24 protein-coding genes, 1 pseudogene and 2 riboswitches are annotated in these 24,287 nt (G+C 36.2%); of the genes and pseudogenes, 19 read left to right on the forward strand and 6 right to left on the reverse strand.

What is annotated here, in order from left to right; all coding sequences use genetic code 11:
- Positions 1-208: 208 nt before the first annotated feature.
- Positions 209-1,600, forward strand: coding sequence for an ABC transporter permease (locus ACQKP0_RS12020; RefSeq protein ID WP_427406095.1), 1,392 nt, complete (start codon positions 209-211; stop codon positions 1,598-1,600).
- A 10-nt stretch (positions 1,601-1,610) separates the two neighbouring features.
- The gene (locus ACQKP0_RS12025; RefSeq protein ID WP_427406096.1) at positions 1,611-2,300 is read left to right on the forward strand and encodes an ABC transporter ATP-binding protein; all 690 of its coding nucleotides are present in this window, start codon (positions 1,611-1,613) and stop codon (positions 2,298-2,300) included.
- 242 nt (positions 2,301-2,542) lie between these two features.
- Here ACQKP0_RS12025 and ACQKP0_RS12030 read toward each other — a convergent pair whose 3' ends face one another.
- Both ACQKP0_RS12030 and ACQKP0_RS12035 read right to left on the reverse strand, forming a co-directional pair.
- A complete protein-coding gene (locus ACQKP0_RS12030; RefSeq protein ID WP_427406097.1) occupies positions 2,543-2,836 on the reverse strand; it encodes a DUF4183 domain-containing protein in 294 nt (97 codons plus the stop codon).
- Between the two features lie 105 nt (positions 2,837-2,941).
- Entirely contained in the window at positions 2,942-3,310 is a 369-nt protein-coding gene (locus ACQKP0_RS12035; RefSeq protein ID WP_427406098.1) for a DUF4183 domain-containing protein, read from the reverse strand.
- Positions 3,311-3,729: 419 nt separating this feature from the next.
- Here ACQKP0_RS12035 and aceA point away from each other — a divergent pair, with 419 nt between their 5' ends.
- The 7 genes from aceA to ACQKP0_RS12070 all read left to right on the forward strand — a co-directional run bounded on the left by aceA (position 3,730) and on the right by ACQKP0_RS12070 (position 10,577).
- On the forward strand, positions 3,730-5,013 hold the full coding sequence (gene aceA / locus ACQKP0_RS12040) for an isocitrate lyase (protein WP_427406099.1): 1,284 nt from the start codon (positions 3,730-3,732) through the stop codon (positions 5,011-5,013).
- Between the two features lie 184 nt (positions 5,014-5,197).
- Entirely contained in the window at positions 5,198-5,674 is a 477-nt protein-coding gene (locus tag ACQKP0_RS12045) for a DinB family protein (protein WP_427406100.1), read from the forward strand.
- A 334-nt stretch (positions 5,675-6,008) separates the two neighbouring features.
- Entirely contained in the window at positions 6,009-6,299 is a 291-nt protein-coding gene (gatC, locus tag ACQKP0_RS12050) for an Asp-tRNA(Asn)/Glu-tRNA(Gln) amidotransferase subunit GatC (RefSeq protein ID WP_427406101.1), read from the forward strand.
- Between the two features lie 11 nt (positions 6,300-6,310).
- The gene (gene gatA, locus ACQKP0_RS12055) at positions 6,311-7,768 is read left to right on the forward strand and encodes an Asp-tRNA(Asn)/Glu-tRNA(Gln) amidotransferase subunit GatA (protein ID WP_427406102.1); all 1,458 of its coding nucleotides are present in this window, start codon (positions 6,311-6,313) and stop codon (positions 7,766-7,768) included.
- Between the two features lie 12 nt (positions 7,769-7,780).
- Positions 7,781-9,211, forward strand: a complete 1,431-nt coding sequence (gene gatB, locus ACQKP0_RS12060; protein ID WP_427406103.1) for an Asp-tRNA(Asn)/Glu-tRNA(Gln) amidotransferase subunit GatB — start codon at positions 7,781-7,783, stop codon at positions 9,209-9,211.
- Positions 9,212-9,434: 223 nt separating this feature from the next.
- Positions 9,435-9,992 (forward strand): thioredoxin family protein, encoded by a 558-nt coding sequence (locus tag ACQKP0_RS12065; protein ID WP_427406104.1) that lies wholly within the window; start codon positions 9,435-9,437, stop codon positions 9,990-9,992.
- Between the two features lie 138 nt (positions 9,993-10,130).
- Positions 10,131-10,577, forward strand: a complete 447-nt coding sequence (locus tag ACQKP0_RS12070; protein WP_427406105.1) for a hypothetical protein — start codon at positions 10,131-10,133, stop codon at positions 10,575-10,577.
- A 75-nt stretch (positions 10,578-10,652) separates the two neighbouring features.
- Here ACQKP0_RS12070 and ACQKP0_RS12075 read toward each other — a convergent pair whose 3' ends face one another.
- The 3 genes and pseudogenes from ACQKP0_RS12075 to ACQKP0_RS12085 all read right to left on the reverse strand — a co-directional run.
- Complete coding sequence (locus ACQKP0_RS12075) at positions 10,653-11,426, reverse strand: magnesium transporter (RefSeq protein WP_427406106.1); 774 nt, start codon at positions 11,424-11,426, stop codon at positions 10,653-10,655.
- A gap of 20 nt (positions 11,427-11,446) precedes the next feature.
- Positions 11,447-12,151 (reverse strand): MgtC/SapB family protein, encoded by a 705-nt coding sequence (locus ACQKP0_RS12080; RefSeq protein ID WP_427406297.1) that lies wholly within the window; start codon positions 12,149-12,151, stop codon positions 11,447-11,449.
- A 564-nt stretch (positions 12,152-12,715) separates the two neighbouring features.
- A riboswitch (M-box (ykoK) riboswitch) is annotated at positions 12,716-12,887 on the reverse strand.
- Positions 12,888-13,075: 188 nt separating this feature from the next.
- Positions 13,076-13,363: pseudogene (locus ACQKP0_RS12085) on the reverse strand (S-adenosylmethionine decarboxylase family protein); the annotation flags it as partial.
- A 648-nt stretch (positions 13,364-14,011) separates the two neighbouring features.
- Positions 14,012-14,185: riboswitch (M-box (ykoK) riboswitch) on the forward strand.
- Between the two features lie 299 nt (positions 14,186-14,484).
- Here ACQKP0_RS12085 and ACQKP0_RS12090 point away from each other — a divergent pair.
- The 7 genes from ACQKP0_RS12090 to ACQKP0_RS12120 all read left to right on the forward strand — a co-directional run bounded on the left by ACQKP0_RS12090 (position 14,485) and on the right by ACQKP0_RS12120 (position 19,593).
- Positions 14,485-15,420, forward strand: a complete 936-nt coding sequence (locus tag ACQKP0_RS12090; protein WP_427406107.1) for a magnesium transporter CorA family protein — start codon at positions 14,485-14,487, stop codon at positions 15,418-15,420.
- Between the two features lie 21 nt (positions 15,421-15,441).
- Positions 15,442-16,392 (forward strand): magnesium transporter CorA family protein, encoded by a 951-nt coding sequence (locus ACQKP0_RS12095; protein ID WP_427406108.1) that lies wholly within the window; start codon positions 15,442-15,444, stop codon positions 16,390-16,392.
- A 38-nt stretch (positions 16,393-16,430) separates the two neighbouring features.
- Positions 16,431-17,384 carry a magnesium transporter CorA family protein gene (locus ACQKP0_RS12100; protein WP_427406109.1) on the forward strand — a complete coding sequence of 318 codons (954 nt, stop codon included), beginning with the start codon at positions 16,431-16,433 and terminating at the stop codon, positions 17,382-17,384.
- Between the two features lie 89 nt (positions 17,385-17,473).
- Complete coding sequence (locus ACQKP0_RS12105) at positions 17,474-18,160, forward strand: hypothetical protein (RefSeq protein WP_427406110.1); 687 nt, start codon at positions 17,474-17,476, stop codon at positions 18,158-18,160.
- Between the two features lie 98 nt (positions 18,161-18,258).
- On the forward strand, positions 18,259-18,414 hold the full coding sequence (locus ACQKP0_RS12110) for a hypothetical protein (protein WP_427406111.1): 156 nt from the start codon (positions 18,259-18,261) through the stop codon (positions 18,412-18,414).
- Between the two features lie 50 nt (positions 18,415-18,464).
- Positions 18,465-19,022, forward strand: coding sequence for a hypothetical protein (locus tag ACQKP0_RS12115; protein ID WP_427406112.1), 558 nt, complete (start codon positions 18,465-18,467; stop codon positions 19,020-19,022).
- Between the two features lie 175 nt (positions 19,023-19,197).
- Complete coding sequence (locus tag ACQKP0_RS12120; RefSeq protein WP_427406113.1) at positions 19,198-19,593, forward strand: hypothetical protein; 396 nt, start codon at positions 19,198-19,200, stop codon at positions 19,591-19,593.
- A 159-nt stretch (positions 19,594-19,752) separates the two neighbouring features.
- On the opposite strand, the gene ACQKP0_RS12125 is transcribed toward ACQKP0_RS12120, so the two are convergent.
- Positions 19,753-19,902 carry a hypothetical protein gene (locus tag ACQKP0_RS12125; protein WP_427406114.1) on the reverse strand — a complete coding sequence of 50 codons (150 nt, stop codon included), beginning with the start codon at positions 19,900-19,902 and terminating at the stop codon, positions 19,753-19,755.
- Between the two features lie 425 nt (positions 19,903-20,327).
- Here ACQKP0_RS12125 and ACQKP0_RS12130 point away from each other — a divergent pair, with 425 nt between their 5' ends.
- The 3 genes from ACQKP0_RS12130 (at position 20,328) to ACQKP0_RS12140 (ending at position 24,085) form a co-directional block, all read left to right on the forward strand.
- A complete protein-coding gene (locus ACQKP0_RS12130) occupies positions 20,328-21,548 on the forward strand; it encodes an MFS transporter (RefSeq protein WP_427406115.1) in 1,221 nt (406 codons plus the stop codon).
- A gap of 16 nt (positions 21,549-21,564) precedes the next feature.
- Positions 21,565-22,863 (forward strand): MFS transporter, encoded by a 1,299-nt coding sequence (locus ACQKP0_RS12135; protein ID WP_427406116.1) that lies wholly within the window; start codon positions 21,565-21,567, stop codon positions 22,861-22,863.
- A gap of 277 nt (positions 22,864-23,140) precedes the next feature.
- Positions 23,141-24,085, forward strand: a complete 945-nt coding sequence (locus ACQKP0_RS12140) for an SDR family NAD(P)-dependent oxidoreductase (RefSeq protein ID WP_427406117.1) — start codon at positions 23,141-23,143, stop codon at positions 24,083-24,085.
- Positions 24,086-24,287 lie beyond the last annotated feature (202 nt).

The raw sequence follows: 24,287 nt of genomic DNA on the forward strand, positions 1-24,287 counted from the left end.
CTGTAATATAAATTGAAACGCCGTATACGCGAACCGTACGTACGGTGTTGTGAGAGGGGCGAAAATAAATTACTTTATTTTCCCTCTACTCGATTGGCTAGCTAATCAAGGCACTTCCGCTATTCGATATTTCAGGAAAATTACAGCTTATCTTCACCCAAACTCCATATTGCAGAGTTAGGATGAGCATATGAAGGAGGTAAGTAAAATGAATTTTATCAAACGAGCGATTTTAAGTATCAAGGAAAGAAAAATAAAAACTGCAGTCATTTTTATTATTTTCATGATCATCTCAAATCTCATACTTGCCGGGTTTTCCATTCGAACAGCTACAGAGAAAGCGAGTGAACTTGCTAGACAGAAGCTAGGCAGTGAAGTCACACTACAGGTTAACCTCGAGAAATTAATGCAAACACAAAGCAGAGATTTTGATCCTCTAACAGAACAAGATGCAAATAAGCTTACAGAGCTTCCACATGTACAAGCTTATAATTATCAAACAAGTGCTCCTGCAGCTGCAGATGGATTTAAACCATTTGAGGTAAATAGCGGACAAGGGCAACAACAGAACGGCGGAAACGTGATGATTAAAGGGGGTATGGAAGGGGTAGAACCAGACATTTCTATATCTGGCGTATTATATTCGGATTTACTTCCAGACTTTAACGATGGCACTAGTAAAATCATTGACGGAAAAGCAATAGATAAGGAAGATGCAGATAAGGCAGTTGCTCTTATCGAAAAGAATCTAGCAGAAGAAAATAAAATCAAGGTTGGAAGTAAAATTAAAGTGAAATCAGTAATGAAAGATGCTGTAGAAAAACTAACTGTAGTTGGAATCTATGAAACAACCAATGCAGATATGGGAATGAATATGAAATTTACCCACCCATATAACAAAATTTATGTTCCATTTAAAGAAGCTGCCAAGCTAAAAATGGGAGATAGGGCAGATAGTGTTGATTCCGCAGTGTATTATCTGGATGATCCGAAAAATATTGAAGATTTTAAGGAACAAGCAAAAAAGACGGGAATAGATTGGGAAACATTTAAATTGGATGCAAATGATAGTGCGTATAAACAAATGATTGGGCCGATTGAGAATGTAGCCTCTTTCTCTCATACAATTGTATACATAGTGGCTATCGCTGGAGCTGCTATTTTGGGGCTAATCGTTATGTTATCAATTAAAGAAAGAAGATATGAAATGGGTGTTTTACTCTCAATTGGGGAGAGAAAACGAAAGTTAATCGGACAATTCGTAGCAGAGATTCTATTCATTGGGGTATTGGCATTTGGTCTTTCTATCTTTACTGGTAACACCATTTCTCAAAAAATAGGGGATAATCTGCTGCAAAAAGAGGTAGACGTCTCAGAACAACAACAAGTAGAACAGCCAAGGAGGATGATTGTTATGGGGGCTGCTACGCTAAATAATGTACAAGTCGATCCTATTGATGAAATTGATGTCAGTGTAACAAGCGATGACTTGCAGAAATTAGGCTTGGTAGGACTTCTTATTGCAATTTTAGCTACGATTATTCCATCAGCGTCAATTCTGCGATTACATCCGAAAACGATTCTAACCAAAAATGAATAGGGTGATAGATATGGGTACTGTCTTAGCATTTCAAGAAGTAGGATATTGGTATCAAAGCAATGGCAAACAAGTTCGTATATTGGATAAAGTAAATTTTACGTTTGAACGAGGAAAGTTTTATACAATTGTTGGACCTTCAGGTTCCGGCAAGACAACGACTCTTGCCTTGGCTTCGGCCCTTGATATACCAAAAGAAGGGAAAGTGCTGTATGAGGGAAGGGATATTCAAAAAATAGGCTTAGAGAAATTTAGGAATAAAAATATCGCGATTGTCTTTCAATCATATAATTTAATTCCTTACATGACGGCTCTACAAAATGTTGTCACTGCGATGGATATTCGGAAAACGAAAGCAAAAAACAAGAAACAGAAAGCTTTGGAAATGCTCCAAAAGGTTGGATTAAGTGAGGAAGAGGCTCAGCGAAAAGTATTAAAGCTCAGCGGCGGGCAGCAACAGCGGATAGCAATTGCCAGAGCTTTGTCCTGTGACGTAGATATCATACTAGCAGATGAGCCGACTGGAAATTTAGATGAAGAAACTGCAGGGGATATTATTACGATTTTTAAAGAGCTTGCTAGTCAAGAAGGAAAATGTATTATAGTGGTCACACATTCTAATGAAGTAGCTAGACAATCAGACGTAATCGTCCGTTTGAAGCAAAAAAAGCTCAATATTGAAGAGGTTAAACTAACTGTATAAATTTCTTAAAAAGAACATAAAAATAACAACAGGCGGATATACATCGCCTGTTTTTTTATTGTTTATCGTACTATAAAATTTCTAGACTTGTGGATAAACTTTTTTGCTAAAACCTTGTGTAAACTATAAAATTCTCAATTAAGTTTACAATTTTTTATAGAAAAAACCCGAAATTTGGTTGAAATTAACCATATTTCGGGTTTTGTTCTGTTTTCAAACCATAATTAAATTGATGTTATTAATTAAAAGTTATAAACGAGGTTGAGTACAATAGGATCGCCTGGGTCAAGGACAGCACCGCCAACAATAGTTAAGTCTGATGAAGTAATTGTAGCCACCCCGTTTTCTTGAGGTTGACCATTAATATATAAATTGAAAGTGGCAAAATTTGTGTTGAACGCGGTAATCGCAGTTCCATTGTCATCTACAAACGCAGTTGCTGCAATTACCAAGTCAGAGCCGGTAACTGTACCTGCACTAGCTGGGGCATAATATTTTTTTGATTTAAAATTTGGGGGAATAAGAGAAGCTGCCATAATTATCACCTCCTTTCAGTAAATTAAATAAAGGGGATTTTAATTAATATAAAGAATTAGTAGTTTTCTTTAGCTACTTTACCTATCAAAACTATTTTAGTATTGTCATTCTTCGAAAATGAGGCTTACAAATTCCAAAGAAATTGGGTCATCCTTATCAAGTATAAAACCCCCTTTTATTGTAAGTTCATAAGGAGTGACTAAACCGACCCCATTTTCTTGAAGCATTCCATTAATAAATAAATTAAAATATTGAAATGTTGTTGGAAAAGTTTTAATTGTTAATCCGTTATCATCGACAAAAGAAATAGCGGAAATTTGCAAATCAGAACCATGTACAAATCCTTCAGAAGCTTTAGAAAAGTATTTTTTAGAAGTCAAAGAAATGGGGTTTTTATGTTTGCAACAGCATTCATTTGTAATCTTTATATGAATATGATTAACGGATTTACTCATATTAATATGATTGTCCATTTTTTCACCAACTAATTGATATTTTTATATATTTATATGCTATTTCTATCATCAGGTAAGAGACAAATAATAGAAACCAAAAGCACATTTTTTAGAAATTTTTATAAATCATAGATAATAAGCGAAAATGATAAATGTCTTTGTTAAAAAATGGATTGAGTGGTCATCAAAAGTTCCAAATCTTATACCAGGCATTCATATAAAACGAGAAGTTGTTTTATATAAAGTTGTTCCATATTTTGTGGAAAAAAATACGCACAAAAACTAACATAGGCATGTGCCCTACAAAAAGCTAATCAAATTTTGTCGATAACTTTCAGAAAATTTTTCGAAAAACTGTTGCACTTTCGCTCTTCTGTTATATAATACTTTTATTAAATATAATCTGTATTATAACAAATTTAGGGAGGATCACGAAAATGACAAGTGAAAAAGTATTAAAGTTACAAGAAACATGGGAGTTTGATGAAAGATGGAAAGGGATCCAACGTACTTATTCTACGGAGGATGTATTGAGGCTTCGTGGATCGATTGAAATTGAACATACATTGGCACGACGTGGTGCTGAGAAGCTTTGGCAGTTATTACATGAGGAGGATTATGTACATGCGCTTGGTGCACTAACTGGAAACCAAGCGGTCCAACAAGTAAAAGCCGGGTTGAAAGCAATTTACTTAAGTGGCTGGCAGGTCGCTGCAGATGCAAATTTATCGGGACATATGTATCCAGATCAAAGCTTGTATCCTGCTAACAGTGTTCCCCATGTTGTTAAACGCATAAATCAAGCCTTACAGCGGGCAGATCAAATTCATCATATAGAGGGTGATCATTCAATCGATTGGTTTGCACCAATTGTTGCAGATGCAGAGGCCGGTTTTGGCGGACAATTGAATGTATTTGAGCTCATGAAATCAATGATTGAAGCAGGAGCAGCAGCTGTTCATTTTGAAGATCAATTATCATCTGAGAAAAAATGTGGCCATTTAGGAGGAAAAGTATTATTACCGACTCAAACCGCTGTTAAAAATCTAATTTCAGCACGACTTGCAGCTGATGTAATGGGTGTACCGACCTTGTTGATCGCCAGAACCGATGCGAATGCGGCTGATCTCATTACGAGTGATGTTGACCCTTACGATGCGCCATTTATAATAGGTGATCGCACACCTGAAGGATTTTACCGTACGAAAGCCGGATTGGATCAAGCAATCGCGCGAGGTTTAGCCTATGCACCATATGCTGATCTCGTTTGGTGCGAAACATCAGAACCGAATTTAGAAGAAGCACGTCAATTTGCAGAAGCGATTCATGAAAAATATCCTGGTAAGCTGTTAGCATACAATTGTTCCCCGTCATTTAACTGGAAGAAGAAATTGAGTGAAGAAACAATTGCCAAGTTCCAGCAAGAGCTTGGGGAAATGGGCTATAAGTTCCAATTCGTAACACTTGCAGGATTCCATGCTTTAAATAACAGTATGTTTGAACTGGCAAAAGGATATAAAGAGAGAGGAATGGCCGCCTACTCTGAGCTTCAGGAAGCGGAGTTTGCAAATGAGATTTATGGATACACTGCCACAAGACATCAAAGAGAAGTGGGAACTGGATATTTTGATGAAGTTTCTATGGTCATCACTGGAGGAACCTCTTCCACTACCGCGTTGAAAGGGTCGACTGAAGCGGAGCAGTTTACGAGTATGAAATAATAGAATGATAGGATAAAATATCTTCTCGCAAAGTGGGAAGGTATTTTTTAACAGAAAGTATAAAATTCCTTATTCAATTACGGGGCAGATTGAAGAAAAGATAAAAGGATATTTACCCAAAAACAAGAATACATTATTTAGTGAGTTTTTTAAAAGCAGTTATTGTAAAATAGGAGGGATTGAATTGGAGGAGTTAATTAAGGAATACGCTTTAGGATACTCAATGCTACGGGAAGCCGTTGAAGGATTAACCGAGGAAGAGCTTCGTTACAAGCCCGCACCGGACAAATGGAGCATTCATCAAATCCTCATACATGTGACAGATTCCGAGATCTCGTCCACATCTCGGCTAAAAAAAGTCTTGGCGGAGGATGAGCCGAATCTGATTTCATTTGACCAAGACGCATGGGCGAATAACTTGGGGTATGATTTATTAGACCGTGAACAGTATCTGCTTCTGTTCAAATTGTTACGTTCCAGTATGCAACCTATTATAGAAAATCTAACTAGCGAACAATGCAAGCGAGTGGGAGTGTATGCCGATCAGGGGCGGTTCACATTTAAGCAATTGTTGGAATACCGTGTTCTACATGTCCGCGACCATCTTGCTCAAATCGAATGGGTAAAGAAGGCATACCAAGAGAACCAAGTAACCTATTAAACCAATTAACGGGGATTTACTTCAATAAGAAACCGTCTTCAGACGGTTTTTTTATATTTTCTTTTACACCTAAATAAATATATATATTGGTAATGAAAATAACTCCATTTGTAATAGTTAAGTAAAAAATGATAGAGTCACTAGATCTAATTAATTCATAAACGATTATTCTTTATTTCCATAATAGTCTATATTAATAATTAATAGGAAAATGATTTTAAAAGAATATAGCCACCCGGCGAGCTAATAAGGCTTGTCCCCTTGCCTATATAGTAGGGGTTTGCTATTATCAATAATATTATAACTACTTGAAAAATTGTCGGGGGTGAAGGAAATGTCTAGAATTTCAAAGGATCAGGTGAACCATGTCGCCAATTTAGCGCGATTAGAATTTAATGAAGAACAAACGGAAAAATTTACGAAACAGCTGGATGATATTATTAGTCTTGCAGAATTATTAAATGAATTGGATACAACAAACGTGGAGCCAACCTCACACGTATTAGATATTCGAAATGTCCTTCGTGAGGACAAGGCGGAACCGGGTTTACCGCAAGAAGAAGTATTAAAGAATGCCCCAGATACAAAAGATGGACAAATTCGCGTGCCATCCATTATAGAATAGGAGGGTTAGAGTTGGCTTTATTTGATCATAAAATTTCAGAGCTACATGAATTTTTACATAAAAAAGAAGTTAAGGTTTCTGAGCTTGTCGATGAATCTTATAAAAGAATACAAGAAGTAGAAAGCAAGGTCCAAGCCTTTCTTACCTTAGATGAAGAAAGAGCAAGAGCTGCAGCAAAACAATTAGATGATGCTCTAGGATCAGAGGAATCCAAGCAGCTTCTCTATGGAATGCCAATTGGAATAAAGGATAATATCGTCACAAAAGATCTTCGTACCACTTGCGCTAGTAAAATCCTCGAAAATTTTGACCCGATATATAATGCGACTGTCATGGACAAGTTACATCATGTTAATACGATTACAATCGGTAAGTTAAACATGGATGAGTTTGCTATGGGGTCCTCAACTGAAAATTCAGGTTTTCAAAAGACATACAACCCTTGGAATATAAATACAGTACCTGGTGGATCATCTGGTGGATCTGCAGCAGCAGTAGCAGCAGGGGAGGTTCCATTTTCACTAGGATCTGATACAGGTGGCTCGATTCGTCAGCCTGCAGCTTTTTGTGGTGTCGTCGGCTTGAAGCCTACATATGGACGCGTGTCCCGTTTTGGGTTAGTTGCTTTCGCTTCCTCACTGGATCAAATTGGACCAATTACAAGAAATGTAGAGGACAATGCATACCTTTTACAAGCTATTTCTGGTATTGATCCTCATGATTCTACTTCAGCGAATATCGAAGTACTAAACTTTGTGCAAAGCTTAACAGGTGATGTAAAAGGATTGAAAATCGCTGTTCCAAAAGAATATTTAGGTGAAGGTGTGAATGAAGAGGTTCGCCAATCCGTATTAGATGCCTTAAAGGTATTAGAAAGATTGGGAGCTACTTGGGAAGAGGTTTCCTTGCCGCATTCAAAATATGCAACAGCAGCTTATTATCTACTATCTTCATCTGAAGCATCATCGAACTTAGCGCGTTTTGATGGAGTTCGCTATGGTTATCGTACACCAAATGCTGAAAATTTAATTGACTTATATAAAAAGACACGCTCTGAAGGCTTTGGTGAAGAAGTAAAGAGACGGATTATGCTTGGAACTTTTGCACTTAGCTCAGGTTATTATGATGCCTATTATAAAAAAGCACAGCAAGTCCGTACATTAATTAAAAAAGATTTTGAAGATGTGTTTGAAAAATATGATGTAATCATTGGACCAACAACACCGACTCCGGCATTTAAAATCGGTGAAAAAACAGCTGATCCACTGACAATGTATGCAAACGATCTTTTAACAATCCCAGTCAATCTTGCGGGTGTCCCAGGGATCTCAGTTCCGTGCGGATTTACGAATGGATTGCCACTAGGCTTACAAATTATCGGCAAGCACTTTGATGAAGCGACTGTATATCGTACAGCACATGCGTTTGAGCAAGCAACGGACTATCATAAACAAAAACCACAGCTGTAAGGGGTGAAAAAAATGAACTATGAAACGGTTATCGGACTTGAAGTCCATGTAGAATTAAAAACAGATTCCAAAATCTTTTCATCGGCACCTGCCCATTTTGGTGCAGAGCCTAACACGAATACAAGCGTTGTAGATTTAGGCTATCCAGGTGTGTTACCTGTACTGAATAAACGTGCGGTTGAATTCGGAATGAAAGCGGCGATGGCATTGAATTGTCAAATCGCCCCTGAAACAAAATTTGATCGAAAAAACTATTTTTATCCCGATAATCCAAAGGCTTATCAAATTTCCCAGTTTGATAAACCAATTGGGGAACACGGCTGGATAGAGATCGAAGTAAATGGTGAAAAGAAAAAAATCGGAATCACTCGCCTTCATTTAGAAGAGGATGCTGGAAAATTAATGCATACGGGTGATGGTTATTCTCTTGTCGACTTGAACCGTCAAGGAACACCTTTAATCGAAATCGTCTCTGAACCAGATATTCGTACACCAGATGAGGCGTATGCCTATTTGGAAAAATTAAAATCAATTATCCAATATACCGGTGTATCTGACTGTAAAATGGAGGAAGGCTCCCTTCGATGTGATGCCAATATATCAATCCGACCTTTTGGACAAGAGGAATTTGGTACGAAAACAGAATTGAAAAATTTGAATTCCTTTAACTTTGTCCGTAAAGGCTTGGAATATGAGCAAACACGGCAAATAGAAGTGGTTTCATCTGGCGGAATAATTGAACAAGAAACACGCCGTTTTGATGAAGCGACAGGGAAGACATTGTTAATGCGTGTGAAGGAAGGTTCGGATGATTATCGTTATTTTCCAGAACCGGACCTTGTTTCAATTTTTATAGATGAAGAGTGGAAAGAAAGAGTCCGTGCTGAGATACCTGAACTACCTGATCAGCGGAAAAAACGCTATGTTGAGGAGCTTGGTTTGCCGGCTTATGATGCCAACGTATTAACAATGACAAAGGAAATGGCCGATTTCTTCGAAGCGACAGTTGCAGCAGGTGCCGAAGCGAAGCAAGCATCAAACTGGATCATGGGGGAACTATCTGCATACTTAAATGCTGAGCAAAAAGAACTTCAGGATATCGCGATAACTCCAGAAGGTCTTGCTGGAATGATCAAGCTGATTGAAAACGGAACGATTTCTTCAAAAATTGCCAAAACCGTCTTTAAAGAGCTTGTCGAAAATGGCGGAGATCCTGAAAAAATCGTTAAGGAAAAAGGTCTTGTCCAAATTTCAGACGAAGGTGCATTATTGAAAATCATTGATGAAGTCCTAGCAGCAAATCAGCAATCAATTGATGATTTCAAAAATGGTAAAGCGAAGGCTGTCGGATTTTTAGTCGGACAAATCATGAAAGCAACAAAAGGACAAGCGAACCCACCGTTAGTTAATAAACTATTAGTACAGGAATTAAATAAGAGGTAACAGACAAAGGACAGATCGTGGGGATCTGTCCTTTTTGTCGGTGCTGAAAGTTAAGTTAAAAGGGACACGAAAAATTGAAAAAGAGTCACACAAAGTCAAGGAAAGATCACGTATTTCTGCAAAAAGGTCACTCAAAAATCAAACAATAACCTCCCAACCTAAAAAAATGAAATATCCCTCTATTTATGATATTTTTATATCAACAATGAATAGGAGTGATACGATGACACTGAATGATTGGTTTGAAAAAGGGATTCCTTCAAAGGATTTTGTTGATAGGATGCAAGTACATAAGGAAAACTTACAATCGATATATGATCGCTTCAATGTTCTAGAAGAGGATCAAAATTTCTTTAAAGGCATACAAGAAAAGGATCTTCGTGCTATTGTCATTACAGAAGATTGGTGCGGGGATGCAATGATGAATGTACCGATCCTTTTAAAAATAGCAGAGGCAGCTAATATAGATGTCCGTATGATTTTACGTGACTCAAACCTTGAATTGATGGATCAATACTTAACAAATGGAACAGCTCGCTCGATTCCTATTTTTATTTTTATTGATCAGAATGGTGAAGAAAAGGCAGTTTGGGGTCCTCGTGCACCTAAAGTACAGCAAATGGTGACTGATTTGAGAGCAGACTTGCCTCCAAAAGAAGATGAGAGCTTTGAAGAAAAACAAAAAGAAGTAATTAAGAAAATGCTTCAGATCTATACAGAAGATACAAAACTTTGGGATGAAGTATATAACAGCATAAAAGAAGCTTTAGCTAAAGCTTAATTTCAAAAACACATGGCAATTGATAATAAAAATCGCCATGTGTTTTTTTTAGACAACAGCTCCTATTGAAGATCAAAGTGAAACTAAAACAAAATATTAACGTCCATTTATGTTAAAGGGGTGGATTGTTGTATGAAGTTGAAGTTTTTCTTTTCTTTTTTAATATTATTTATTTTATTTAATTCTTTTTTTTACTCAAATAAGTCGTCAGCCAGTTGGGCATATTTATTTGTGGTTTGGGATGGTTTTGTTTATGTAGTGAGTGATGAATTTGTAGAAGAAATAGATAAAGAAATTGGACATGTGACAAAGTATTCCGACAAGGAAGGAACGTATTCTGGAAATTTTTCAAATACCTATAAGAAAGGGACTAAGTACTATTCAATCAAAGGTATTAGTACGGATAAAGCAATTGCCATTCAAGACAAGAATGGTAAGTATAAAAAAGCTATCAGAAATGGGGAGTATGCTGGAAATAAAAATGATATTTCGGGCTTGATCTTCCCTACTTTAGTGACAGTTTTTATAATACTTTTATTATTCTTGACCTTTATTATCTTTGTCAAAAGGAAGGGGGAAAGGTAAGTTTCCCCCCTTATATTTCATCATTGAGACTCAAGAATGAGTCGAAGTTTACATTTTCGGGTACCTTATTAATCTTCACAGATAAGTCAGTACATCATCAAAAGTAACTATTCCCAGGAGCTTATATTCCTCCGAAACTACTGGAATAGCTAGAAGACCATATTTACGTATAATTTGCAGGACCTCTGTTTGGTCAGTATTTGCCGATACTGAAACAATTTGTGAATTCATAATATCCATCATGTGACAATCCGGGGCAGAAATAATCAACTCACGTAATGATACGACACCTAGCAGCTGAGCTTTAGCATCTGTAACATATAAATAGTAAATGGTTTCTGCGTCGGATTCGCTATGTTTTAGGCGGTCCAACACATCAGCTGCTGAATCCGATTCTGCAACTGTTACCATGTCTGTTGTCATCAAGGATCCTACCGAACCTTTCTTGTAAGTGAGTAATTGCTTAATGTCGTCGGCTTCGTCTTTTTCCATCCGCTCCAGATAAAAGTCAGCTTCTTTACTGGAAAGAAGTCCAAAAAAGTCTGTCGCATCATCGGGAGGCAGTTCATTCAGCATCTCAATAGCATATGGACGGTCAAGTTCTAAAATACATTTTTTCTGCATGAATGGATCTAGTTCGCTGAAGATTTCTCCAAATTCCTCAGGAGTTAAAAAAGAATAAATCTTAAATCTTCTTGCTTCACACAGTTCCAAAAAAAATGTCGCTTGATCCATCGGATGCAAATCCAGAAAATCCTTGCGAAACGCATCCATGTTCCCTTCTTTTAATGATTGAAGCATATAGTAGGTGTATTCTTCTTTAAATTTATATTGGTTTAATCTGATCATCTCTCCTTCTCCTCTCTTTCTTACAAATTCTCAATCTCCACACTAAGAACGTGATCAATTTTTTTGATATAGTAATAAATTTCTGTAGTATATTGGTCTTCTGGTACGGAAAGAACCATATTAATCAATTGACGATTGTCATCAATGTCTTTAATTTTCAAGTGTCTAATTTTATACTCTTCTTTTTTAGATTTCTCATTTTGTCCTCTACGCTCAATCATTTTGATTAATTCGGTCATGCGATAATTAGATTCCACCACAATTTTTATTGAGATTTCATGTCGATTAAGTGTTGGCAGACCTAAAGTTTTAATGAGATAAGGGATAAAATTGACTGCGCTCATCAAGAGGATAACCGCACATGCTGCCTCTAGATAAAAACCTGCTCCAACCGTAATACCTAATGCCGATGCGGACCAGATGAGTGCCGCAGAAGTTAGGCCGGAAATAACCTCGTTACTTCTCCGTAGAATGACACCAGCTCCAATAAAACCAACTCCGCTTACAATCTGCGCAGCGAGTCGCATTGGATCCATATTCGGGTGAGTCGGACCGCCGAATTTGCCGAATGCTTCGACAGAAACAATCGTCACCAAACAACTAGCTATAGAAATGACCATACAGGGTCTTATGCCAAGCTGTTTTTGTTTAATTTGTCTATCGATTCCGATCAATAGCCCGAAAAGTAGGGCAAGGCAAAGCTTTATTATCATTTCTATTGTCATCGTCATGGTGTATCACCTCTTCAATTTATTATTTTCTTATAGTTTTCAAAATATAAAAAAGCTCCCGTAATGAGGGAGCTTATCGCTTTGAACGAATCTTGTTCGACTCACATGTCAAATAAACCTGTCTAAACATACCCACCTGACATGGATATCAAAGAAAGGGAAACATGAGAGGACTGAACGAAAGAAACTCTGCCTCTTAACTGTATTCCTGAATCATTTATAAAAGTAAAATTTCGACTCGGATGACTGTCCATCACTAGTTTCCCCCCTTTTTTGTTTGGCAAGAAAGTATAAATATTATTGAATTATAAATCATGAAAAGTGTCTGCTATGTCTAGCTCCAGCGCCTATCGGCTAGCGGATTTCTCCGTCTTCTCCCTACGATAAGTCAACATCGACTCGTCCCTCGCCGTGTCTCCTTTATCTCAGTCGAAGACTACGAAATCCGTACGCCGATGAGCAAGGCGCTTGCGCTTTTCTTATTTAACAATAAGAAAAACCCTCTAGAAGATCTAGAGGGTTTGAAAAGCGCACAAAAAAACACACAAAAAAGCACTTACCGGTTCCCCCTAGTCGAGTTTTGGCACTATACACCGTAAAGAACAAAAAGTTCTTAGCCACCTTAAGAAAAGCCTTAATCCGACAGTTCCTGTTCTACCCATGGGCATCTTTCGATATTTCTGGGCAGTGGCCTATGTTTGCATAGGAGCCTCACCTAACGAGGACTTATTCATTTCAAATGGATTTTACCCTGTATAGTTTATGTTGTCAATAGAAGTTTGTAACTTTATCAAAGCCTCTTTTTAAGAAAAGATGCCTGGAATCCAAACAAAATAATAAATTTAAACATTTTTAGGAAATCGAAACACTCTTTGTGAAAACAGCTTTCTAAAAGCAATACTCCCATGGGTAGTAGCTTTACTTTAATAATATCAATGCGAGTTTTTCATCCTGGATATCTCCAATACCTCGAATTAAAATTTTTAGATAAAATGTTTTCGGTTTATGCTTAGACAGCAGGTGTGAAATCGCCTCCTTAGGATCCACAAGTGTAACAATCCGATGCTGCAAAACCCTTTTCAGGATACGTATGAATTGAGAGATGGATTTCAGATAACAAAACGAGCACGGTTCGAACTGCTTAATCGGAGCAGATAATACAGTTGCTCAACATCGTTCTGCGGCTTCAATCACATGATTTGGTAAGTTATTTTAGCTGTATCGTAAAAATATTTAAAACCCAAAAGGTTTTGTTTCTGGGCATCTTTTCTTATCAATGTAACGTTTCCTAAGCATGAACTTGTTAAGTACAATTATTCATTTCAAAACCTACAAAGTTATAGAAAAGAGTCTTTGTAAAAAAACGGCATTATTGATCCATTCAAATTTGATTCCTCAAAGATCAGCCGTTACAAGTATGTCATTTTCGGTGTCCTCCATTTTTAGGAAAGGCCAACCGGTAGCTGCTACTTTTATATATTCATGTTAAAGATAAAGGAGAATATGGATACAGCCACATCAATGACCTTCTTCTCCACTTTTTTTCGAACAAGTTTTTTTAAATTCCGTCGACTGTAACAACAACAACTGTCAATGGTGCATATCCCCACTTTATCAATTTATTATGTTAAATGCTGAACACGAAATCGTACGTTTCGCGTATGTATTTGTTAATCTTCTTTTTGACAATTAAGAAATAATAAAATTTTGCCCTTTAGCTAACTTTTTTAATGGAGCAATTGAAGCCTAGCACCATAAGGTTTTTGACATAATTAAATATTAAATACTTTTGGAAAAAATCAAAATTTATGGTTGACAAATAAAAAAACCGGGATTACGATAGCATGGAATTGAATAATTCCTCGTTAGGTGAGGCTCCTATACAAACATAGGCCACTGCCCAGAAATATCGAAAGATGCCCATGGGTAGAACAGGAACTGCCGGATTAAGGCTTTTCTTAAGGTGGCTAAGAGATGAAGCAATCTCTTTACGTTGTATAGTGCCAAAACTCGACTAGGGGGAAGTTGAAATGCTTTTTTTCGTGCGTTCATTCAACCCTCTAGGACTCCTGGAGGGTTTTTTCATTTCTAAAAATAGCAATACAGAAGGAGAAAAATCCATTTGGATTTGCAGGGAATTATCCATTCGAATTTGTTTTTTAATGGTCTGGAACAATGCGATTTAAATCCTTCAAGCAACCAATTGCGAATTTATTTTACAAGAGAAAGGAGGGGGTCAGGATAGAAAGTCCAAGTATGGCCGATGGAGATAGTAGTAGTGAAGAACTTAAATCTGTTTTCATCCAACAGATAAGGAGGACGTTTCGATGCTTAACATCTATAAAAGCGACGAAAAAGGGCTGCTTCAAGAACAGTCCGAAAGCGTTCTGGGCAGTTGGGGACATCCTATTGAACCAGCGGAAGAGGAGTTGCATTACGTTGCAAGTCGCCTTGGAGTACCTGTCGACTTCATCCGCGATCCCCTCGATGCCAATGAACGCCCCCGGATTGAAAAAAACGAAAACAATTTGCTGCTTATCATCAATGTGCCGTTAAAAATGGCCGATGGTGAAGCAGTACCATACCGGACAGTTCCGATTGGTATCATTCAAACGAGCGATTTGATTGTTACCATTTGTCGAGTCAATCATCCGATTTTACAAGAAGTTAGCAAAGAACTTGTAAAACAATTTTATACGAATATGAAAACACATGCTTTTTTACAGTTATTACTTGTATCTGCGCGTTATTATTTACATTCCCTTGATGATATTAATCAAAAAATCATTGCAGCGGAAAAAGAGATACAAAAATCGATTAAGAACAGTGAAGTGTACACTTTACTTAATATAAATAAGAGTCTCGGTTTTTTCACAAAGGCGCTTAAGATCAATCTTGTGATGATGCAGAAATTAGTGAGGGTGCCAACCTTCTACATGAACAAGGAAGATGAAAAATGGATGCAAGCTGCCCTGATTGAGATGCAGCAAGCATTTGATACATCTGAAATTTTTAACACGAATTTAGGTAATTTAATGGATGCATATTCTGCTGCGATTGAAAATAACCTAAGCGCAGTTGTCAAAGTATTAACAGCGTTTACGGTCATCGGGAACTTTCCATTGGTGATCGCAGCTATGTATGGGATGAATTTCCCGCTGCCATTTCAAGATGGAGAGTACGCTCTTGCAGTTCTTATGTCACTCTCTCTAGTCATGAGCTTGGTGACTGGCTGGATATTTTATAAAATACGGCTATTTTAGAATAGAAAGTGAGGAATGGAGATGCTTAAGATTTATAAAAGCGAATTATCAGGTCAAGTGCGGACGGTTTCCGATATGGAGTATAATACATTGCTTTATCTTGTTGCTCCTTCAGATGACGAAATTTCCCAAGTTTCAAAAAAACTTAGTATTCCCAAAGATTTCATTCGTGATTCATTAGACGCTAATGAGCGGCCACGAATTGAAAGAGATGATTCATCATTACTTATCATTCTCAATGCACCAATTGCTCTAGATGAGGAACGGTTGTATGAAGAGGTCCCTTATCGAACAATACCAATTGGAATCATACATGCGAAAGGTCATTTGGTGATGGTTACAAAAGAGGACATTCCGTTAGTAGGAGAATTAATTTCAGGAAAGTACGGCTTTTTTCAAACACATATGAAGACACGGATCACTTTATTATTATTTGAGGCGATTGCACAATCTTATCTTGATTATATCAAACGTATTACCGGGCAAGTTGGTCGCCTGCAGCAAGAATTGAAAAAATCACATAATAATCGCGAGCTATTTGGTTTGATTCACATTAATAAAAGTCTCGTATATTTCTCAACGTCTTTGCGTGCGATGAAAAATGTTTTTCAGCATCTTTCCAAAGGGCAAGATATAAAGCTTTATGAAGAGGATGAGCAAATGCTTCATAATGCACTAGTAGATCTTGAACAAGCGGCTGAAGTGATAGAGATGCGCAGTCTTAGTTTGAGTGGGCTGATGGATGCCTATGCATCTATCATTCATAATAACTTAAATAGTGTTTTGAAAATACTCACTACGCTTACACTCGTGCTAGTAATCCCAACTATTATTGCAAGTATCTTTTCGATGAACGTTCCACTTCCTTATGAAGAAGAACCATTCATGTTTATAGTAGCTATGGGGCTTATGGCAGCACTTAGTGGAGGTCTTGTATACGTATTCTATAAAACAAAATTTTTACGATTTTAATATAATTGCTACCGTGCATAAGAAAGGATGTGTGACAAATGCTCTTTATATACAAAAGTACATCTGAAGGTAAGATTGAAAGGGCGTCAAACATTACTCATAACAGTTGGATTCATTTAGCCCAGCCAACTTCTAAAGAAATAAACAAAGTGGCTAGAACACTTAACGTCCCAAAAGATTTTTTCATTGATTCTCTTGATATGGACGAAAGACCGCGAATTGAGAAGCGAGATGGGGCAGTTTTGATCGTTATTCACGTACCTTATGATCGATTAGATGTCGATAGTTCAAATACAGATGTAAAATATCGGACGATTCCTATGGGGATCATTCACACTCAAGATCACCTGATTACTATTTGCAATGAAGATATTCCTTTTATGCAGGACTTTTTTAACGGAAAGGTGACTCATTCTGCGACACATATGAAAACGCGTAATACATTAAATATATTAAGCGTGACTGCGCGGGAATATATTCGCTTTTTGGCAACGATTGAAAAGGAAATCGCAGTGGCAGAAGAGGAACTTGCTAAGTCATATCGTAATCGTGAGATGTATACGCTGCTTAATTTGAACGAGAGTCTGATATATATGGTAACATCTTTAAAACAAATGAAATTCACGATGCAGAAAATATTACACGGGAACTACATCAAACTGTATGAAGACGATGCAGATATTTTAGACGACGTGTTAATCGAGTTGGTGCAGGCGTACGAAGTGACGGAAATTAATCAAGCTAATTTAAATAATGTTATGGATGCATATGGGAATGTCATCCAAAATAACGTAAACCGAGTTCTCAAGCTGCTTGCGGCACTTACGATTATTTTGTCAGTGCCAATGCTAATTGCCAGTATTTACGGAATGAACGTACCGATACCTTATCAAGATAATCCGAATGCGTTTTGGTATGTGATTAGCGGTACAGTCTTGTTGACTGGTCTATCTACTTTTGTATTTTACAAAAAGAAATATTTTTCCCGTTAATAAGAATGATTGTAGTCGTTTTTTGTAAATGGCTAGGATTATGCAATAAGTAACCAAATTTGGAAACACTTGTAATGAGGTGTTTTCTTATGAAAAAAATACTTATTTTAATAATAGCTGTTTCATTTTGTGCTGCTTCTATCAATGCCGAAGCAAGGATAGATGGGTATGATACGGTGGCAAAGTCGGATAATGGAGATATTATCCTCTATGCTAAAAAGAGGGATGGGGTATATTCAGATTTTAAAATTGATTTTAAAGGTGCTATTTTTTCTAGACCTTTCTGGATAAACACAACAAGTTGTGCATGGTCTCCACAAATATTTTTGGAAGATATTAATGGTGATGAACAAAAAGAGCTTATCATCATTTTAACCAAAGGGTATGGAACAGGTGTGTTAGAACAAGAAGCTCATGTTTTTCACATACAAAAAAAACAGAGGCAAGAAGTTCCGGTGGAGGTTCTTGTTGATAACCCAATAGCAATCGTATTAAAAAATGTAAAAACGAAGTTATCAGCAGATAAAGCTGAAATACAAATCAATGATAAAAAATATTTAATTGATGTAAAATCATTAGGAATTCAACCTGAGCATTTATTTAAAGATATATTCTTTGGTAATATCATTGATTTTGAAACAAAAGACAATCACCTAATTGCTAAAATGGGGGGACAAATTTCTCCAGCAAGTTTTATTGGTGAAGTTATTATTGTGTATGAGTATCGTAATAAAATGTATCGAGAAAAATCAATTGAGTTTCATCCATTTGAATAACATTTAGAAAAATCATGGCGTTTCTTCAATCGAAAGGAACGCCTGATGATTTATGCGTTCTGTAATGACATATTTTGCACTTGTACGAGGTTTTGAAATTGTTTCAATACAATATAATTACGATTGACGATTCTGAAGAGTTTACCCTCATCGCTTTTTATCGTAGAATTCTCTTAGTTACTATTTCTTGGGATAATCTCATCCAATTAGTTTTCCAGCTTTCTCCTCTGCCCATTGAACGGATCGGCTTTTAAATATGGATGTTATGATGTTTGTTAAATCCATCTAAAGGAGATAATAGAAAATGACTATTTCTCACAAAAAAATAGAAAAGATAATAAATCTATATAAAGAGAATAGTATTGTAGAAATAAATAATATAAAAAAAGCAAACTATTCAACTATTCAAAAGGATTTGATATTAAATCATTTTACTAAATCCTTTTTAGAATATAAAATTATAGATTGGACAAATGAAGAGAATATCGATTGTATTGATTTTAAAATATTAATGCATAATAACCAGGACATCTTAGACGATGATATTATTTTAATAAAAAGATTAGGGGGAACAAGAAAAGACTTACGCGTATTTGTTAGTTTGTTAGATAAATTCTATACCCTTTTTTATGATTACTCTTTTATTAATGAGATAAATAATAATTGGACTTTTAAAAGAGAATATATTGAATCATCTATTGTACAATCGTTTGAATTTTACAAAGAAATGGAAATGTTAGGATATACATTTATAGAAGATCAAATTTTAAATAAAAAAATAGTTGATGTTGAAACAGAAGTGATAGAGAAGGGTGAAGTAAAACTGTTTAATCTCTTGTTTACCGACATGGTTAAATATTAAGGAATTGGACCATTTTAAATTTTGTGAATTTTATATTGATCGGCTAGGAAGTAAAATAGATAATGCGCTTAGAAAAGCTAGGGATTATCTACTAAATCGGATATAAAATAGGTGAAAAGTCATGATTTTTATGTATGTATTAAGTATATCTTAGTTCATGTTTTTAATATATAAAATGTATTTTTCAACAGTTAAAACATATGGTAATGTGGTTTCAAGGGGATACTTCTTACACATTATAGGATTAAAGAGGAAAGAAATTAATCTTTATTTAAGTTCATTGGAAAAATTACAACTTTTACCTACTGAAAAAAGAGATTTAATGTTTATAATTGGATTGTGGTATACAAAAAATAATAGATTTTCCGAAGCTTTATATTATTTTGAACATGCATTCCAAAACTTTCATGAAACTTTTCCTTATAAAAAAGAATTTGAAAGTGTAGTAGCTGCTTATATAGAATGTAATCAAATAGAAAAGGCTAGAGAGGTATTGAAATATTTTCTAAAAAGGAAGACTTTTGATAAAAGATTTATAAGGCTGGAAAAGAAATATTGTAACTTACTATAGGATTACTAATACATTATTGAAACTTAGTCGAGTAATCGGCAAAAAATCGCGAACTTTTATCGATATTCACTCGTTAAAAGTTCGCTTCTTTTTTATCTTATTTGAAGAAATTCCACTAATGGGCTTACCATGACCTCGTAAGTCTACCGCGAATAAATGCTAATTTTCCTCAAGCTCAGGAATTATGGATTGAAATGATTGCCACCTTGAAGTAGCTGCATGAAGCAACAGTAGAGATAGGTTAGATGGATTACTACCTTCTGCATAATTTAAATTAACAAATCCTGTATTAAAAATTTTTTCAATCATTAGAACCCTCCATTTTTATTTTATAAAATTGTACAATTAACCATCGTTTTTGATAAGGAGGGTTCCCGTTTATAAAATCAAGAACCCTTATCATGAAAACGTCGCAACTTTATTTCAAATCAAGATTTTAATATTTAAGTAAGGAAATCAAAATTCAACACATAAAATTCCTTATAATATTCATATTTTATTTTACTTTCAGTAAATTTGGGGTGATATTATTAATATATGTAAAAATTTATCAAGAATTGGAGTGCTGGGATAAAAAGTAAAAGTATTTCTTCTTGGTTTTGTTACAACAAATGTTGTTCCTTATAGCACGTGATTAGCAAGTTATACTACATATAGAAATCGCTTCACAGGTATTTTTATCAATAAAATTGAAACAAAGTCTTCTTTTTAGAGGAAAGAGAAAGGATGAGTGAATGAGCTGGAAGAATCCGATTCTATTATTATCAGGGATTGGTGTATCCTATTTAGGCAATTGGATTTACTTAATTGCACTTAATATATCAATCTTAAATTTAACTGGCTCGGCAGCAGCAGTTGCAGGTCTTTACATGATTAGACCTATTGCAATTTTAATTACGAATACTTGGTCTGGGAGTATCATTGATCGTGTAAATAAAAGAAAGTTAATGATTGTTATTGACATCATTAGGGGAGTTCTTGTATTCTGCATTCCTTTTATTGGATCTTTATGGGCGATATATGCACTACTCTTAATGATTAATATTGCAGGTGCATTTTTCGGACCGAGTTCAACTGTATACATAACCAAATTAGTTCCACAGGAAAATCGAAAAAGATTTAATTCATTTATGAGTATGACTAATTCAGGAGCATTTTTATTAGGTCCAGCGATTGCAGGAGTACTAATCCTGTACGTTGGTACAGAGCTTTGTATTATGATCAATGCGATTTCTTTTATCGTTTGTGCATTTTTTATCTATCTTCTTCCTAATGTAGATGAGGATTTAAAGAATGTGAGAGAACCGATACATTGGAGAACGATTGTAAACGATTGGAAAGCAGTTAAAGAATTTGCGAAAGCAGCAAAATATTTTATATCTGTTTACATATTGTTTCAGGTTGCTATGTTAATTGGCTTTGCTGTCGATTCTCAAGAGGTGACTTTTATAAAGCAGCATTTGAAATTGTCTGATCGAGATTATGGCTTAATTGTCAGTATAACGGGGATTGGTTCATTAACAGGAGCTGCCGTTGCAGCCATTGCAGCAAAAAAGGTGCAACTAAAACTATTTATAGGTGCTGGAATGTTTTTAACATCAATCGGATATATTTTGTTCTATGCCTCTTTTAACTTTATAACAGCAACATTAGCATTTATATTTTTAGGCTTCTTTATGGCATTTGCGAATTCAGGATATGCAACCTTTTTTCAAAGTAATGTTCCAGTTGAAGTAATGGGAAGGTTCGGAAGTATCACAGATATGATTCAAGGTCTTATTCAAATTGGGTTAACTTTGCTACTTGGATTAGCGGCTGAATGGTTTTCTCTCCAAGCGGTATGTCTTATTTTCTCTGGTGTCGGAGTATTATTTGCAGCCGTACTCTTAGTTACAGTGTTTATTCCTTCAAAATCTGGATATTTTGAAGAAAAACAAAATGCAATTTTAGGATAAAAGGTGGTTCTGAGAGATGTCCTATGAACTTAATAGAATAAAAGAAAAGCGTCTGCAAAATTATGTTGATTCTCCAGATATGCAGAAACGCCTATATAAACGAACGTTACTTATCGTAGTTTTATCACAAATTTTTAGTGGTGCAGGACTTGCGGCAGGAGTCACTGTCGGAGCGCTTCTTGCTCAGGATATGCTAGGCAATGAAAGTTTTGCAGGCGTACCTACAGCGTTGTTCACGCTGGGTTCAGCTTTGGCTGCATGGCTTATTGGGGGACTTACTCAGCGTTACGGGCGTCGTTTAGGGTTGGCAACAGGATTTATTACAGGTGGTATTGGTGCAATAGGGGTTATATTTGCGGCAATTAGTCATAGTATTATACTTTTGCTCGTTTCACTATTTATCTATGGTGCAGGCTCAGCAACAAATTTACAAGCACGTTATGCAGGTACAGATCTAGCAAGGTCAACACAACGGGCAACAGCCGTCAGTATTGCATTGGTTTCTACTACACTTGGTGCCGTCGCAGGTCCAAACTTAGTTGATGTAATGGGCAGATTTGCTTTATCACTTGGTGTCCCTGCACTAGCTGGCCCTTTTATGCTAGCTGCGGCTGCCTACATCTTTGCGGGGCTGGTTTTTTGGAGTCTCCTTCGTCCGGACCCATTTATTGTAGCGAAGGCAATTGTTAATACTCAGAAAGATGAGAGCAACTTATCAGACGTGAAAACAACTAATAATCGGGGAATTATTGTTGGGGCTATTGTAATGATCTTAACCCAAATCGTAATGGTCGCTATTATGACAATGACTCCATTACATATGAAGCATCACGGTCATGGTTTAGGAGATGTTGGATTAGTAATAGGTTTTCATATTGGCTCGATGTACCTTCCATCTCTTGTGACAGGTATTCTTGTTGACAAGATAGGCCGCACTACAATGTCGTTTGCTTCAGGTGGTACTTTACTTGCTGCAGGAATTATCGCAGCAGTTGCACCGGCTGATTCCATGTGGGGACTTATCTCCGCTCTTGCTTTGCTGGGGCTTGGATGGAACTTCGGCTTAATTAGCGGGACAGCTCTCATTGTGGATTCGACTGCTGTATCGTCACGCGCAAAAACTCAAGGGACAATTGATGTATTAATTGCTTTAGCTGGCGCTTCCGGTGGAGCACTTTCAGGAATGGTTGTAGCTCATTCCAGTTATGCCACACTCTCCCTCGCAGGAGGTTTCCTTTCATTGCTACTGATCCCAGTCGGCATATGGTACCATAGCAAGCGTAAAATCAATAAATCAGAAAACATAGCTTTATAAAATAGATTTTTGTCTAACAGAATCATTTGGAAGTGTCTTTATTATATACGCCGGTTATACCCTTAGAGTGGTGAAAATCGGCTTTTTTCTGTCTAAAACTTCTTAATGTTGTATATCCGTGTTTTGCAGATGGTACCCCAAAAAGAAAGGTACAGAAGGATGCTTGTTCTGACCTTGCGATTTGGTTCCGAGATGAATTTGCTAAAAGAGATGTAAAAACATATTAATACAATTTTACAAATAGAATTAAACTAAAAAATGAATGGGAAGGTGTGGGATGGTAGAACGAATAGTTATTATCACAGGAGCAAATTCTGGAATAGGGAAAGCTGCGACATTAAAGTTTGCTACAGAAGGTTACACCGTTATCATGGCTTGCCGCAATATCGAGATTAGTAAAATTGTTCAAAAGGAAATTATCGAAGCTTCAAAAAATGAGAAGGTTGAGCTGATGGAACTTGATGTTTCTTCATTTAACTCTATTCGTAAGTTTTGTTCAGAATATAAAAATAGATATCCAAAATTGGACATATTAATTCATAATGCTGCATATATGAATCATGGCGAAAAAATATATCAACTTAGTCCTGAAAATATTGAATTGACATTCGCCACAAATACATTTGGCCCTTTCTTGATGACCAATCTATTATTAGACTACCTTGCTAAATCGGAAGATCCGAGAATCCTCAACGCTTGCACGACAAACATCAAACATTTTTTTGATCCCAAGAGAAAAATAGATTTTGATAATCTACACGGTGAATTTAAAGAGAGTCGACCTTATAGTGTGTATAAAATGTACGGTGACTCGAAAATGGCATTATTAATGCTGACTTTTAAAATGGCAAATGAGTTTAAAAATAGCGGGATAAAAGTAAATGCTTTACAAATAAACGGTGTAAGGATGTCAAAAGAAACAATTAAAAAATTAAGATCCTTTTGGAAGGTTATTGCTACTATCCAGAATGTATATTTTCCTCCACCAGCCGAAATGGCTAATAACTATTTCCATATTTGCACATCAGATGAATTTAAGAATGCCACAGGTCAATTAATCAATCATAAAAGGGAAATGATCCAACCGCCTAAAGGTGATAAAGATAATTTAGTAGAGAGAGTAAAACAAATATTCGGATCTAGCTGTTATCCAAGATACGCCACTGAAACAGATAACATTGAAAAAATATGGGAGATAAGCACCCAGCTAACTAAAAATTAAGATTTGATCCATAGTACTTCGCTGCCTGTATCATCATCCAGCCTTTTCATCAATCATCAGAGCAAAAAAAAGTCCGGCTATTCGCCGGATATATTCAGGGTATAAAAGGGGGTAACTAATCAAACGGTCATTTGCGTTGATTAATAGGAATGAATCATCGAATCCTTGTTACAATACCCACTATACTGCTGAAAAATTAAAA

Origin of the sequence: Heyndrickxia sp. NPDC080065 (assembly GCF_050281185.1) — a bacterium.
GTDB lineage: Bacteria > Bacillota > Bacilli > Bacillales > Bacillaceae_C > Heyndrickxia.

Coding starts and splice junctions, on each gene's coding strand:
- ACQKP0_RS12120 (WP_427406113.1), top strand. CDS start 19,198: ATGTATTTTTCAACAGTTAAAACATATGGTAATGTGGTTTCAAGGGGA.
- ACQKP0_RS12075 (WP_427406106.1), bottom strand. CDS start 11,426: ATGATCAGATTAAACCAATATAAATTTAAAGAAGAATACACCTACTAT.
- ACQKP0_RS12140 (WP_427406117.1), top strand. CDS start 23,141: ATGGTAGAACGAATAGTTATTATCACAGGAGCAAATTCTGGAATAGGG.
- ACQKP0_RS12115 (WP_427406112.1), top strand. CDS start 18,465: ATGACTATTTCTCACAAAAAAATAGAAAAGATAATAAATCTATATAAA.
- ACQKP0_RS12105 (WP_427406110.1), top strand. CDS start 17,474: ATGAAAAAAATACTTATTTTAATAATAGCTGTTTCATTTTGTGCTGCT.
- ACQKP0_RS12125 (WP_427406114.1), bottom strand. CDS start 19,902: ATGATTGAAAAAATTTTTAATACAGGATTTGTTAATTTAAATTATGCA.
- ACQKP0_RS12130 (WP_427406115.1), top strand. CDS start 20,328: ATGAGCTGGAAGAATCCGATTCTATTATTATCAGGGATTGGTGTATCC.
- ACQKP0_RS12090 (WP_427406107.1), top strand. CDS start 14,485: ATGCTTAACATCTATAAAAGCGACGAAAAAGGGCTGCTTCAAGAACAG.
- ACQKP0_RS12035 (WP_427406098.1), bottom strand. CDS start 3,310: ATGGACAATCATATTAATATGAGTAAATCCGTTAATCATATTCATATA.
- ACQKP0_RS12030 (WP_427406097.1), bottom strand. CDS start 2,836: ATGGCAGCTTCTCTTATTCCCCCAAATTTTAAATCAAAAAAATATTAT.
- ACQKP0_RS12065 (WP_427406104.1), top strand. CDS start 9,435: ATGACACTGAATGATTGGTTTGAAAAAGGGATTCCTTCAAAGGATTTT.
- ACQKP0_RS12020 (WP_427406095.1), top strand. CDS start 209: ATGAATTTTATCAAACGAGCGATTTTAAGTATCAAGGAAAGAAAAATA.
- ACQKP0_RS12080 (WP_427406297.1), bottom strand. CDS start 12,151: ATGACAATAGAAATGATAATAAAGCTTTGCCTTGCCCTACTTTTCGGG.
- ACQKP0_RS12135 (WP_427406116.1), top strand. CDS start 21,565: ATGTCCTATGAACTTAATAGAATAAAAGAAAAGCGTCTGCAAAATTAT.
- gatC (WP_427406101.1), top strand. CDS start 6,009: ATGTCTAGAATTTCAAAGGATCAGGTGAACCATGTCGCCAATTTAGCG.
- gatB (WP_427406103.1), top strand. CDS start 7,781: ATGAACTATGAAACGGTTATCGGACTTGAAGTCCATGTAGAATTAAAA.
- ACQKP0_RS12095 (WP_427406108.1), top strand. CDS start 15,442: ATGCTTAAGATTTATAAAAGCGAATTATCAGGTCAAGTGCGGACGGTT.
- aceA (WP_427406099.1), top strand. CDS start 3,730: ATGACAAGTGAAAAAGTATTAAAGTTACAAGAAACATGGGAGTTTGAT.
- ACQKP0_RS12100 (WP_427406109.1), top strand. CDS start 16,431: ATGCTCTTTATATACAAAAGTACATCTGAAGGTAAGATTGAAAGGGCG.
- ACQKP0_RS12025 (WP_427406096.1), top strand. CDS start 1,611: ATGGGTACTGTCTTAGCATTTCAAGAAGTAGGATATTGGTATCAAAGC.